This window comes from Providencia sp. PROV201, assembly GCF_028479545.1.
GTDB classification, from domain to species: domain Bacteria; phylum Pseudomonadota; class Gammaproteobacteria; order Enterobacterales; family Enterobacteriaceae; genus Providencia; species Providencia huaxiensis.
Genome location: NZ_JAMPNW010000007.1, coordinates 47,651 through 61,557, shown reverse-complemented (window position 1 = coordinate 61,557; position 13,907 = coordinate 47,651). Strand labels below are relative to the sequence as shown.

Below are 13,907 nucleotides of genomic sequence, written 5' to 3'. Positions count from 1 at the left end.
CTGATATCAACCTATTATGACCAACTGTGAGATAAACTCAGCGAGTTGAATCGTTTTATATAATATCGATTTTATGTATTCTTACAGTAACTCATTTTTAATAACTAAACAAAAGGCACTGCAATAATTGCAGTGCCTTTATTTTAAATAATGTTTAATACATTATTTCTTAGTGCTTTTCTTTTCAGCTTCTTTTTTTACGGCTGTTTTTTTCTGAGGCGCTTTTTTTTCCTCTTTTTCAATCACGGGTACGTCTTGATGCTCAACGAACTCGCGACCATAATAAGAATCCAATAATAATTGTTTAATTTCAGAGATTAAAGGATAACGAGGGTTAGCACCTGTACATTGGTCATCAAATGCATCTTCAGAAAGTTTATCCACGCGAGCTAAGAAGTCAGCTTCAGTAACACCAGTCTCACGGATAGATTTAGGAATACCTAAATCGGCTTTTATTTCCTCCAACCATGCGAGTAATTTTTCAATTTTCTCAGCAGTACGATCACCGACTTTAGTGAGCCCTAAGTGATCCGCAATTTCTGCGTATTGGCGGCGTGCATGAGGGCGGTCGTATTGGCTAAATGCAGTTTGTTTTGTTGGGTTATCATTCGCATTAAAACGGATAACGTTACAAATCAGCAAAGCATTAGCAAGCCCATGAGGGATGTGGAACTCTGAGCCAAGCTTATGTGCCATAGAGTGACATACACCAAGGAATGCGTTTGCAAAAGCAATACCTGCAAGTGTCGCCCCGTTATGGACACGTTCTCTTGCTACAGGGTTTTTAGCCCCTTCATGGTAACTGGCTGGTAAATAATCTTTTAATAGACTCAGGGCCTTAAGTGCTTGGCCATCAGTAAACTCGTTAGCTAAAACAGAAACATAAGCTTCTAACGCATGGGTGACCGCATCTAAACCACCAAAAGCCGTTAAAGATTTAGGCATATTCATGACTAAGTTCGCATCAACAATTGCCATATTTGGCGTTAATGCATAGTCTGCTAATGGATATTTTTGGCCTGTTTTATCATCAGTCACTACCGCAAATGGCGTGACTTCAGAACCTGTTCCCGAAGTCGTTGTGATAGCAACTAATTTAGCCTTAACGCCCATTTTAGGGAAACGGTGGATACGTTTACGTATATCCATAAAACGTAATGCTAATTCTTCAAAATGAGTTTCCGGGTGTTCGTACATAACCCACATGATTTTAGCCGCATCCATTGGTGAACCACCACCTAATGCAATGATCACATCAGGTTGGAATGCTTGCATTTGGGCTGCACCTTTACGAACCACCGTTAATGTTGGGTCTGCCTCAACTTCAAAGAAAACGTCTGTTTCAATGTGATGTTTTTTGAGAACGCTAACCACTTCATCAACATAACCATTATTGAATAGATAACCATCAGTTACGATGAAAGCGCGTTTAGCACCGTCAGTTGCAATCTCTTCAAGGGCGATAGGGAGGCAACCACGGCGGAAGTAGATTGAGTTCGGAAGTTTATGCCACAACATATTTTCAGCTCTCTTCGCCACAGTTTTGGTATTGATTAGGTGTTTTGGACCTACGTTTTCAGAGATGGAGTTACCACCCCAAGAACCACAACCTAGAGTCAGAGAAGGGGCTAATTTAAAGTTGTACAGGTCACCGATACCACCTTGTGACGCTGGCGTATTGATTAAAATACGCGCTGTTTTCATTTTTTGGCCAAAATAGTTAACACGATCATGTTGGTTATCTTGGTCAGTATATAAGCAAGAGGTATGGCCAATCCCCCCCATTTCAACTAATTGTTCTGCTTTTGCAACTGCATCTTCAAAATTCTTACCACGATACATCGCTAATAATGGTGAAAGTTTTTCATGTGCGAACGGTTCTGACTCATCGATGGTTTTGACTTCACCGATTAAGATTTTAGTTGTTTTTGGAACGGTAATGCCGGCCATTTCTGCAATTTTATAGGCAGGCTGACCAACAATAGCAGCGTTTAGGTTGCCATTTTTTAAGATGATATCCTGAACCGCTTTAAGCTCTTTTCCTTGTAGCAGGTAGCCTCCATGGCTTGAAAAACGTTCGCGAACTTGATTGTAGATTTCATCCACAACCACAACGGATTGTTCAGAAGCACAAATAACACCGTTGTCGAATGTTTTTGACATCAAAATGGACGCAACGGCACGTTTAATGTCCGCTGTTTCATCAATAACGACAGGGGTATTACCAGCACCAACACCAATAGCAGGTTTACCTGAGCTATAAGCTGCTTTGACCATGCCTGGCCCACCTGTCGCTAGGATCAGGTTAATATCAGGGTGGTGCATTAAAGCGTTGGATAGCTCAACAGAAGGGGAATCAATCCAGCCAATAATGTCTTTCGGTGCCCCCGCTGCAATGGCAGCATCAAGCACGATTTGTGCTGCGCGGTTAGTTGCATTTTTAGCGCGAGGGTGCGGAGAAAAGATAATAGCGTTGCGCGTTTTTAAGCTAATCAGTGATTTAAAAATCGCGGTTGAAGTTGGGTTTGTTGTTGGAACAATACCACAGATAATACCAATCGGCTCAGCGATAGTAATTGTTCCAAATGTTGGGTCTTCAGATAGCGTGCCGCAGGTTTTTTCGTCTTTATACGCATTATAGATATACTCTGAAGCAAAGTGGTTTTTGATCACTTTATCTTCAATAATACCCATTCCAGATTCTTCGACAGCGAGTTTTGCTAGGGGGATACGTGCGTCAGCAGCAGCGAGGGCGGCGGCTCTAAAGATTTCATCAACTTGCTCTTGGGAGAAAGTTGCGAATTCGCGTTGAGCTTTTTTGACACGAGCAACGAGTTCATTGAGTTCGGTAACGTTAGTTACGGACATATAGATTACTCCTGATAAATGTTAAACTTTTTAAGCCAATGAGCAAAATGCATCTATAGAACTAGGAAATGCTTAAAGATGAAAGTATAGATGTTATCTATAATAACGCTGCTCATGATCGCTTATTGGCTTAAAAACCTTATTCAGTTTTGAGTTAATATCCTCATTAGCTCTGCCTATCAGTTAAGAGTAGATTAACAAAACGGTAATTAAATAAAGTGATCTATATCACGAAAACGCCAAGCTGACTCCTTTCAGCACGTGTATATATGCACAAGTTGAATAAATGTTGTTCATCTATTGCTTAATTTAATATTATCAAAACAATTTGTGCAGATAATTTATGTATACCTAACTAAATGCTAAGCAAATTTAGCAAGTTAAAGAAAATATTGTTTTGCTCAAGGAAATTAATAACATCGGTGGTAAAATCATAAAAGATATCAATGAATCTCTAAAGAGAACTGCTTAAGGAAATGAATGGGTGAGTAGCGCATTACTTGATTTATCGGGTTATATAAAATTCTTTATTGGCTTGTTTGCACTTGTGAACCCAGTTGGCATATTGCCTGTGTTTATTAGTATGACAAACTATCAAAGTAATGCCGGGAGAAATAAAACCAATACTATTGCAAATACATCAGTTGCTATCATTTTATGTACATCATTATTAATTGGTGACTCAATTCTGCAATTATTTGGTATTTCAATTGATTCTTTCCGTATTGCTGGTGGGATCTTGATCGTCACAATAGCGATGTCAATGATTAGCGGTAAAATTGGTGAAGACAAACAGAATAAGCAAGAAAAAACAGAAACTGCGGTTAGGGATAGCATTGGTGTTGTACCTTTGGCTTTACCCTTAATGGCAGGGCCTGGGGCAATCAGTTCTTGTATCGTTTGGTCATCTCGTTGGCATGGTTGGCAAAACTTTTTAGGTTTAGCCTTGACGAGTATCGCATTTGCTTTTTGTTGTTGGTTATTATTTCGTTCAGCGTCTTTATTGGTTCGTTACTTAGGTCAAACAGGGATCAACGTGGTGACGCGTATCATGGGCCTATTACTGATGTCGCTGGGGATAGAGTTTATTGTGACCGGGGTTAAAGCCATATTCCCAGGCTTATTATAATCTAATTTCCTCTCTTTTTATGGCTGCAAACTAAACCTATTTGCAGCCATATCTATCGTTAGTTCCTATCGTATTACATACATCAATTTTGCTCTTCAGGTAGTTTTAATTGGCTTATTAAAATTTTAGTCATCAATAATCACGTATGAAAAAAATGTTCCCTGTAATTATATGTGGCATTTTTTGCTAAAACAGGGATAAAAAGTAAGGAATTGTGAGCTACGTAAATTTATTCACTATTCTAATTGGCGTTTGTTAATGATATGTTTGGATTCGAATTTGAGGTCTATCTTGTATTGTATGATTATACTTTTGTAATGCATTGTAATTTAAAGATAAACATAATGTTTGGCTGTTATTTTTAAAAGTTATCAAAAGTTTTTAACTAGCGAATGTTAATTAATTGTTTTGAATGTTGGAGTCATAAAGTGGATTGCCCATAAGGAAATAACAGTCTTAGGGCTTAAATATCAGCGTAAATAAGGTTGCTAATGAGGTTATAGCGCCATCAATGAATCGTGAGGGATAGGATGTTCAAATCAACACTTGGTTATGGTGTGCTCTCGTTATTATTTGTTGCGTTACAAGCAAATGGCACGGAAAAAGTAAAACAGGTAATCACAATTAATAATGGCTCAGAAGTAACATCTCTTGATCCCCATAAAGTGGAAGGGGTGCCAGAAAGCAATGTGATATTAAACTTATTAGAAGGCCTCGTGTATACCGATATAGACGGTAAGGCAGTTCCTGGCGTTGCTAAAAATTGGACCAATGAAAATTACACCTCTTGGGTTTTTACTTTGCGGGAAGATGCAAAGTGGAGTGATGGCTCACCTGTAACCGCTGAAGATTTTGTGTATAGTTGGCAACGTTTATCTGACCCTAATACAGGCTCTCCTTACTCAAGTTATCTACAAAATGCGTATATTTTAAATGCAGATGCGATTTTAGCAGGGAAAATGCCTGCAACAGCGCTGGGGGTGAAGGCACTTGATCCGCAACATCTACAGGTTACGCTAAGCCACCCGGTACCTTATTTTGTCGATATGCTTTCTCATACGTCTATGAAGCCTGTGAATAAGTCTGCAATTCAACGAAATGGTGATAAATGGACTCAACCCCTAAATTTTATTGGAAATGGGGCATACATATTGGATAAGTGGGTGGTAAATGAACGTATTGTTATCAAACGAAACCCATTTTACTGGGATAATCCCAATAGTCGTATTGAGCAAGCGACCTTTCTAGCGATTAGCTCCGAAGTGAGTGATATTAACCGTTACCGTAGTGGTGAAATTGATATTTCAAATTCTGCAATCCCACCTGTTTTATATAAAAAAATGCTGCAAGAAAGGCCCAATGAATTATATGTTCGGCCATATTTGTGTACGTTCTATTATGAAATAAATAATCAAAAAGCGCCGTTTAATGACCCAAGAGTACGTGAAGCAATAAAATTGGGTTTAGATAGAGAAATAATTACCAATAAAATTATCGCTCAAGGGCAAAAAGTCGCTTATGGTTTTACGCCAAGCTTTATCAATAATGGTGACTTTGCATTACCTGAATGGGCTAATTTATCGGCAGAACAACGTTATCAGCGCGCTAAAGATTTACTTTCACAAGCGGGTTATAACAAAGAAAACCCATTGAAATTTGACTTATTGTATAACACTTCAGATCAAAATAAACAGCAAGCTATTGTTGCAGCATCGATGTGGCAGAAAAATATTGGTGCGCAAGTGACGTTGCAAAACCAAGAATGGAAAACATCATTACAAAGTCGTCATGAAGGTCATTACGATGTTGCTAGGGCAACGTGGTGTGCAGATTACAATGAACCAACTGCATTTTTGAATATGATGTTGTCTCAAAATAGTAATAATACCGCTTTTTATAATAATTCGGACTTTGATGCCTTGCTTGAGCAAGCGCTGACAGCTCCAGATCCTTCATCTCGCCATGCAATTTATCAACAAGCGGAAACCTTGCTAGACAAGGATTCGGCTATTGTTCCTGTTTATTATCGCGTTAGTGCTCGAATGATAAAACCGAGTGTTCGCGGATTTAAAGGTAATGACCCCCTTGATTATACGGATATTAAACGGTTATATATAAGTGAACCTAATTAATAATATCTAAATAATTATAAAAAGTGTTCATCTACTGGGTGAACATATATCAACACACAATCATAATAATTATGTATGGGAGTAACCGATAAGATGAGTAAATTAATCAATAAATCGATTATTGCGCTTAGCGTAACGGCTGGGTTAGCAATGGGCTCTATAGCAACAAGTTTTGCAGCAACGGTTCCCGCAGGTGTTGAACTGGCTGAAAAACAGTTAATGGTTCGTAATAATGGCTCAGAACCTCAGTCATTAGATCCACATAAAATTGAAGGGGTGCCGGAATCTGCTTTAGCGAGAGACCTTTTTGAAGGGATCACAATTGTGGGGCCTGATGGTGAAATTTTACCTGGTTCAGCAACAAGCTGGGAAAATAAAGATTTTACAGAATGGACATTTAAAATTCGCGAAGGTGCTAAATGGTCTAATGGTGACCCTGTCACAGCCGAAGATTTTGTGTATAGCTGGCGACGATTGGCTGATCCTGATACTGCATCACCTTATGCGAGTTATTTACAATATGCCCATATCAATAATATTGACGATGTTATCTCTGGAAAGAAAAAACCTGAAGAACTTGGTATTAAAGCTCTCGATGACAAAACCCTAGTTATTACACTGAGTGAAGCTGTTCCTTATATCCCTAAATTATTAGCTCACTCATCTATGTCCCCAGTAAATAAAAAAACTATTGAACAACATGGTGCTAAGTGGACGCAGCCACAGAATTTTGTGGGTAATGGGGCATATAAATTGAAGGATTGGACAGTTAATGAGCGCATTGTATTAGAGCGAAGCCCAAGCTATTGGGATAATGCGAATACCATTATTGACCAAGTGACTTTTTTACCGATTTCCTCAGAAGTTACAGATGTTAACCGCTACCGTAGTGGTGAAATTGATATGACATACAGTAACTTACCTATCGAACAGTTCAAAAGTTTGCAGAAAAATATGCCGAACGAGTTACGGGTAAGTCCATATTTGTGTACTTATTATTATGAGATTAATAATGAAAAACCACCATTTAACGACCCTCGCGTACGTGAAGCGTTAAAGCTATCTATGGATAGAGACACAATTACGTATAAAGTTAAAGCTCAAGGGGATATTCCTGCGTATGGTTTCACTCCACCATTTACCAGCGGAATGAAAACAGAAAAACCAGATTGGTACGCGAATATGACCCAAGAGCAGCGTAATGAAAAAGCGAAACAGTTGCTAGAAGAAGCGGGATATAACAAAGGGAATCCTCTAAAATTCAATTTATTATATAACACCTCAGACTTACATAAGCGTATCGCGATTGCAGCGTCTTCTATGTGGAAGAAAAATATTGGTGCGGAAGTGAAATTAGAAAACCAAGAGTGGAAAACATTCTTAGATAGCCGACATCAAGGCAACTATGATGTTGCACGCGCGGGGTGGTGTGCGGACTATAACGAGCCTTCATCCTTCCTCAATATGTTACTTTCCTACAGCAGTAATAATACCGTTCACTATAAAAATACAGATTTTGATGCGGTGATGAAGAAAACATTGCAAGTCAAAACAGATGAAGAACGAGCAGAACTCTATCAACAAGCTGAAAAATTACTCGATAAAGACTCAGGGGTTGTTCCGCTTTACTACTATGTTAATACGCGTTTAGTGAAACCTTATGTGGGTGGCTATAGTGGCAAAGACCCATTAGATAATCTGCATACTAAAGATTTATATATTATTAAACACTAATATAGTTGCTCTGGCTCCATTTATTGGAGCCAGATATTCGCCTATTTAGGCAATAGAAGTAGGAAAGAGCGATGTTGAAATTTATTTTTCGTCGGTTGTTAGAAGCCATTCCGACTCTTTTGGTTCTGATTACCATTTCATTTTTTATGATGCGATTAGCTCCAGGGAGCCCATTCACTGGCGAGCGGAAATTGCCACCGGAAGTAATGGCAAATATTGAAGCGAAATATCATTTAAATGACCCTATGTATAAGCAGTATTTTAATTATTTAATTCAGCTTTCCAAGGGTGACTTTGGCCCATCATTTAAATACAAGGACTACAGTGTTAATGATTTAGTGGCTAAAGCATTCCCTGTCTCTGCAAAATTAGGGGCTACTGCATTTATTGTTGCTGTGTTATTTGGGGTATCCGCAGGGGTGATAGCCGCACTCAACCAAAATACCAAATGGGACTTTACAGTCATGGGGTTTGCCATGACGGGGGTTGTTATCCCAAGCTTTGTTGTAGCGCCGTTATTGGTGCTAATTTTTGCCATTCACTTGAAATGGTTCCCTGGTGGTGGCTGGGATGGCGGGAACCTAAAACATATGGTTCTGCCCATGGTTGCGCTTTCATTAGCGTATATCGCGAGTATTTCCCGTATTACACGTGGCTCGATGATTGAAATTATGCATTCAAACTTCATTCGTACTGCCCGTGCAAAAGGATTACCACTAAGAACTATCATTTTACGCCATGCCCTTAAACCTGCGTTGCTTCCTGTGCTTTCCTATATGGGGCCTGCTTTTGTAGGGATTATTACTGGGTCAATGGTCATTGAAACCATTTTTGGGTTACCGGGGATCGGTCAACTCTTTGTTAACGGTGCACTTAATCGTGATTATTCGCTGGTATTGAGCTTAACAATTTTAGTTGGGGTACTGACAATTGCATTTAATGCGATTGTCGATGTTTTGTATGCCGTTATTGACCCTAAAATTCGTTACTAAGTCGGAGAAACACGATGCTATCGAACCAAAAAAATAGTGAAGCTCTGGCGAACTTTTCAGAGCAGCTCGATATTGAAGGGCGCAGTTTATGGCAAGATGCTAGGCGCCGTTTTATGCACAACCGTGCAGCAATTTTTAGCTTATGTGTGTTGTTCTTAATTACTTTATTTGTCATTTTTGCGCCCATGTTGTCGCCTTTTTTGTACGACGATACCGATTGGGAAATGATGTCAATGCCACCTGATATGGCAACTGGACATTATTTTGGTACAGATGCTTCAGGCCGAGATCTATTAGTGCGTGTTGCGATCGGTGGGCGAATTTCCTTAATGGTGGGGGTTGCCGCTGCGTTAGTCGCAGTTGTGGTAGGCACACTGTACGGCTCATTAGCTGGTTACGTAGGTGGAAAAGTGGATTCCATCATGATGCGTATATTAGAAATTTTAAACTCCTTTCCATTTATGTTTTTTGTGATCTTGTTAGTCACCTTGTTTGGTACCAATATCTTATTGATTTTTGTGGCGATAGGAATGGTGTCATGGCTGGATATGGCGCGTATTGTTCGCGGGCAAACACTTGGATTAAAACGTAAAGAATTTATTGAAGCAGCGCTTGTTTGTGGTGTGAGTACACGGCAGATTATTCTACGACATATTGTTCCTAACGTTTTAGGTGTAGTAGTCGTTTACGCCTCATTATTAGTTCCAAGTATGATTTTGTTTGAATCATTCTTAAGCTTTTTAGGTTTAGGGACACAAGAACCGTTAAGTAGTTGGGGGGCGTTATTAAGTGATGGGGCGAACTCAATGGAAGTGACGCCTTGGTTACTACTGATCCCAGCTGGTTTCTTAGTCATCACGCTATTTTGTTTTAACTTTATCGGTGACGGGCTGCGTGATGCGCTCGACCCGAAAGATCGCTAGAGGGAATAATATGTTAAATAACCCAATGAAAAGCCCTCTGTTATCCGTGAAAGATCTCAGTGTGACATTCGCGACCCAAGATGGTGATGTTACCGCTGTAAATAAATTGAACTTTGAATTAAGTGCGGGGGAAACGCTTGGAATAGTAGGCGAATCAGGTTCAGGAAAATCACAAACCGCTTTCGCACTAATGGGCTTGCTTGCCAAAAATGGCAAAATTAATGGCTCTGCCATGTTTAATGACCGTGAGATTTTGAATCTAAGAGAAAAAGAATTAAACCGTATGCGGGCGGAAGAGATTTCCATGATTTTCCAAGACCCAATGACATCATTGAATCCTTATTTGAAAATTGGTACTCAATTGTCGGAAGTTCTCATGCTACATAAAGGTATGAGTAAAAGGGAGGCTTTCGAAGAATCCGTTCGGATGTTAGATGCCGTTAAAATGCCGGAAGCACGTAAGCGGATGAATATGTATCCACATGAATTTTCAGGAGGAATGAGACAACGAGTCATGATTGCAATGGCACTGTTATGCCAACCAAAGCTGTTAATTGCTGACGAACCCACAACCGCACTTGATGTGACAGTACAAGCGCAAATTATGACGTTGCTCAATGAGTTAAAACAAGAGTTTGATACTGCAATTATTTTGATCACCCACGACCTTGGGGTCGTCGCAGGGGTATGTGATAAAGTCCTAGTGATGTATGCAGGACGTACGATGGAGTACGGTACTGCGAAGGATATCTTTTATCATCCATCTCACCCATATTCACTTGGCTTATTAGCTGCAGTTCCACGCCTTGATGGTGATGACGAGAGTTTAGCAACCATTCCAGGCAATCCACCTAATTTATTACGTTTACCCAAAGGCTGCCCATTTTCACCTCGTTGCCAATATGCAGTTCAGCAATGTGTTGACCAAGAACCTGCATTAACCACATTTGGTCAAACGCGGTTACGTGCCTGCTTTAAGCCACTGGAGGAATTGGTATGAGTACCCATGAAAATAGGCCAGTTTTACTCGAAGTGAATGACCTTAAAGTCCACTTTGAGATCCGAGATAAAAAACAGTGGTTTTGGCAACCAAACAAAAGTCTTAAAGCGGTAGATGGCGTAACACTGCGTTTATATGAAGGCGAAACATTAGGGGTAGTCGGGGAATCCGGGTGTGGTAAATCCACTTTTGCTCGTGCACTCATTGGGTTAGTCAAAGCGACAGATGGCACAGTAAGTTGGCTTGGGCAGAACTTGTTAGGTAAAACCGACAAAGAATGGCGTAGCATTCGTAGTGATATCCAAATGATTTTCCAAGATCCTTTGGCTTCACTTAACCCGCGAATGACCATCGGCGATATTATTGCCGAGCCATTGAAAACCTATCATCCTAAAATGTCACCATCACAAATCACAGAAAAAGTGAAAAAAATGATGATGCGGGTTGGGTTATTACCAAACTTGATTAACCGCTACCCCCATGAGTTTTCGGGAGGGCAATGCCAGCGCATTGGTATCGCAAGAGCATTGATTTTAGAACCAAAACTTGTGATTTGCGATGAGCCAGTTTCTGCATTAGACGTGTCAATTCAAGCGCAAGTTGTTAATTTACTCCAAGAATTACAACGTGAAATGAAGCTATCACTGATATTTATCGCACATGATTTGGCGGTGGTTAAGCATATTTCTGACCGTGTCTTAGTGATGTATTTGGGGCATGCCGTGGAGCTTGGTACCTATGATGAGGTATACAATAATCCCTTACATCCTTATACGCGTGCATTGATGTCTGCGGTTCCAGTTCCTGATCCCGATAAAGAAAAAAATAAGGTGATAGAGCTTTTAGAAGGTGAATTGCCATCGCCAATTAACCCGCCTTCAGGTTGCGTATTTAGAACCCGTTGCCCATTAGCAGACGAAGAGTGTGCAAAAACAAGGCCATTATTAGAAGGGAGTTTCAAACATGCGGTGTCTTGTTTGAAAATTGATCCACTGTAATGGTTTTCTCATGATGGTCAAAAGGGGGCTCTTACTTTAATTAATCTAAAAGGGACAAAATGTCCCTTTTAATCGATTATTTCTTCCACAAAATATGGTGAAACGGTTTGGAAGGGTGGCGGCTAATCAATACGCGAGCAAAAATATCGTCTAATTCGGCATCCGGGCTTTGAGCTAAGCCGATAACGACTTCACTTAGTTGCTCTAATTCAATGTTATCATTAATAATATCTTGCCAGTTATGACTAAAAGGCACAATTTCTGCGGCGCCTAGCTCTTCAAACTGCAAAGCAAAAATTAATTGGTCAGCGGGCTCTAGATTCTCCATTGCCCCGTCAAGAAAAAGGTCATAAGCCATTTCAATGATGTCGTCTTCATCGATTAAAGATGTATTTTGTATTTTGGTCATGACCTTTCCTAATAAACTTAATTTATAACAATGGACTAAAGAAATAACAAATGCGCTCAACGACACGGTTCCAGAACGGGCGTTGTTCCCACTCTTCGATTTCTAAACGCGTTGAACGTGCAATATAATCATACTGAACTAGCGTGAGATCGCTACCAAAACTTTTATCATCAATGACCACGGTGATTTCAAAATTGAGCCATAAACTTCGCATGTCAAGATTGACTGAACCGACAAGGCTGAGCTCGCCATCCACTAATACGCTCTTGGTGTGCAATAAGCCATCTTCAAATTGGTAAATCTTAACGCCAGCAGCTAATAATTCACTGTAAAATGAACGACTTGCCCAGCGGACAAGGAATGAGTCATTCTGCCTTGGCATAATAATGCTGACATCTACACCCCGCATTGCTGCTGTACAAATTGCATGCAATAGGTCATCGCTAGGCACAAAATAAGGGGTAGTCATGATCAGTTGTTTGCGTGCAGAGAACATCGCGGTCATCAGCGACTGTTGAATCAACTCATCAGGGAAACCCGGGCCTGAGGCGATAATTTGTGTTGTATGCCCATTAGCCTGTTCAAAAGGCATAATATTACTATCAGGCGGTGGTGGAAGTACGCGTTGGCCAGTTTCCATTTCCCAGTCAAAAGCATACACAATGCCTAATGTGGTACTCACAGGGCCTTCCATACGCACTAAAATATCAACCCATTCGCCAACCCCTGAATCTTGCTTAAAATAACGGGGGTCAACCATATTCATACTACCAGTATATGAAATATAGTTATCGATAACGACTATTTTACGGTGTTGACGTAAATCCATACGACGCAAGAAGAAACGCATCAAATTAACTTTTAATGACTCTACAAATTCAATACCGGCAGCACGCATTTTTTCAGGGTAATCGCTACGGAAAAAATGCCAACTTCCCGCAGAGTCCACCATAATTCGGCACTTAACACCGCGTTTAGCGGCATTTAGTAAGGCTTCGGTAACTCCATCGACTAAACCACCAGGCTGCCAAATATAGAATACCATTTCAATTGAGTGCTGAGCATTATTGATATCATTGACAATTGCTTTTAATGAATCTTCACATGTGGTCAGAAGTTGAATTCTGTTACCTTTAACCCCCGCGATACCTTGGCGTTTTTCAATTAACTGAAATAATGGTTCAGCAACAGGGCTGTTATCAGTGGCAAAGATATGTTTTGAATTTCGCAGATTTTCTAACCATGTGGCTACAGATGGCCACATGTCATGAGCTTTATCGACTCGACGTTTACCAAGATGAAGCTCACCGAAGGCGACATATGCAATAATTCCGACCAATGGCAGGATATAAATAATCAGGAGCCATGTCATGGCTGAGGTGACAGGCCTTCTTTTGACTAAAATGCGAACTGTAATTGCTGCAATAATTAGCCAATATAGGAAGAACAGAAGCCAACTCATAAGTGTATAGACGGTTGCCATAACGGGTCAGATGCCTCACTGATAAGAAAAAGGTTCAAAAAAAGATAGTTTAGCTAAAAAACTGTTAGCAAAATATCAACTTAATAGAATTTAGCAAAATTCTGCAGTAAAAGCTTCGTGAAATAGCGTAATTTGTTAGGAAAAATAGTTTTATTAGTTGATCTTATCATCATGAAATTAAAAGTGGTGCACTGAAATGACATAAAAAGTTCCTCTTGGTTCTTTTTTTCAAAGGAATA

General features: G+C 39.9%; 10 protein-coding genes. 7 read left to right on the top strand and 3 right to left on the bottom strand.

Annotated elements, in window-relative coordinates; translation table 11 throughout:
- Positions 1-162: 162 nt before the first annotated feature.
- Complete coding sequence (gene adhE, locus PR809_RS07945; protein ID WP_206276141.1) at positions 163-2,868, bottom strand: bifunctional acetaldehyde-CoA/alcohol dehydrogenase; 2,706 nt, start codon at positions 2,866-2,868, stop codon at positions 163-165.
- Between the two features lie 484 nt (positions 2,869-3,352).
- On the opposite strand from adhE, the gene PR809_RS07940 reads away from it, so the two are divergent.
- The 7 genes from PR809_RS07940 to oppF all read left to right on the top strand — a co-directional run bounded on the left by PR809_RS07940 (position 3,353) and on the right by oppF (position 11,776).
- A complete protein-coding gene (locus PR809_RS07940) occupies positions 3,353-3,997 on the top strand; it encodes a YchE family NAAT transporter (RefSeq protein WP_004254112.1) in 645 nt (214 codons plus the stop codon).
- Positions 3,998-4,527: 530 nt separating this feature from the next.
- Positions 4,528-6,129: an ABC transporter substrate-binding protein gene (locus tag PR809_RS07935; RefSeq protein ID WP_272524504.1), complete on the top strand. Its 1,602-nt coding sequence runs from the start codon at positions 4,528-4,530 to the stop codon at positions 6,127-6,129.
- A gap of 93 nt (positions 6,130-6,222) precedes the next feature.
- Entirely contained in the window at positions 6,223-7,863 is a 1,641-nt protein-coding gene (gene oppA / locus PR809_RS07930; protein ID WP_166264883.1) for an oligopeptide ABC transporter substrate-binding protein OppA, read from the top strand.
- Between the two features lie 71 nt (positions 7,864-7,934).
- Positions 7,935-8,855: an oligopeptide ABC transporter permease OppB gene (oppB, locus tag PR809_RS07925; RefSeq protein ID WP_102138645.1), complete on the top strand. Its 921-nt coding sequence runs from the start codon at positions 7,935-7,937 to the stop codon at positions 8,853-8,855.
- A 14-nt stretch (positions 8,856-8,869) separates the two neighbouring features.
- The gene (oppC, locus tag PR809_RS07920) at positions 8,870-9,778 is read left to right on the top strand and encodes an oligopeptide ABC transporter permease OppC (RefSeq protein WP_004911132.1); all 909 of its coding nucleotides are present in this window, start codon (positions 8,870-8,872) and stop codon (positions 9,776-9,778) included.
- 10 nt (positions 9,779-9,788) lie between these two features.
- On the top strand, positions 9,789-10,778 hold the full coding sequence (locus PR809_RS07915) for an ABC transporter ATP-binding protein (protein WP_102138644.1): 990 nt from the start codon (positions 9,789-9,791) through the stop codon (positions 10,776-10,778).
- The gene (gene oppF / locus PR809_RS07910; protein ID WP_102138643.1) at positions 10,775-11,776 is read left to right on the top strand and encodes a murein tripeptide/oligopeptide ABC transporter ATP binding protein OppF; all 1,002 of its coding nucleotides are present in this window, start codon (positions 10,775-10,777) and stop codon (positions 11,774-11,776) included. Before PR809_RS07915 ends, oppF begins: the two co-directional genes overlap by 4 nt.
- Positions 11,777-11,852: 76 nt before the next feature.
- On the opposite strand, the gene PR809_RS07905 is transcribed toward oppF, so the two are convergent.
- Together PR809_RS07905 and cls are read right to left on the bottom strand one after the other, a co-directional pair.
- Positions 11,853-12,185 carry an HI1450 family dsDNA-mimic protein gene (locus tag PR809_RS07905; protein WP_166264889.1) on the bottom strand — a complete coding sequence of 111 codons (333 nt, stop codon included), beginning with the start codon at positions 12,183-12,185 and terminating at the stop codon, positions 11,853-11,855.
- Positions 12,186-12,207: 22 nt separating this feature from the next.
- Positions 12,208-13,668: a cardiolipin synthase gene (gene cls, locus PR809_RS07900; RefSeq protein WP_166264892.1), complete on the bottom strand. Its 1,461-nt coding sequence runs from the start codon at positions 13,666-13,668 to the stop codon at positions 12,208-12,210.
- Between the last annotated feature and the right edge of the window lie 239 nt (positions 13,669-13,907).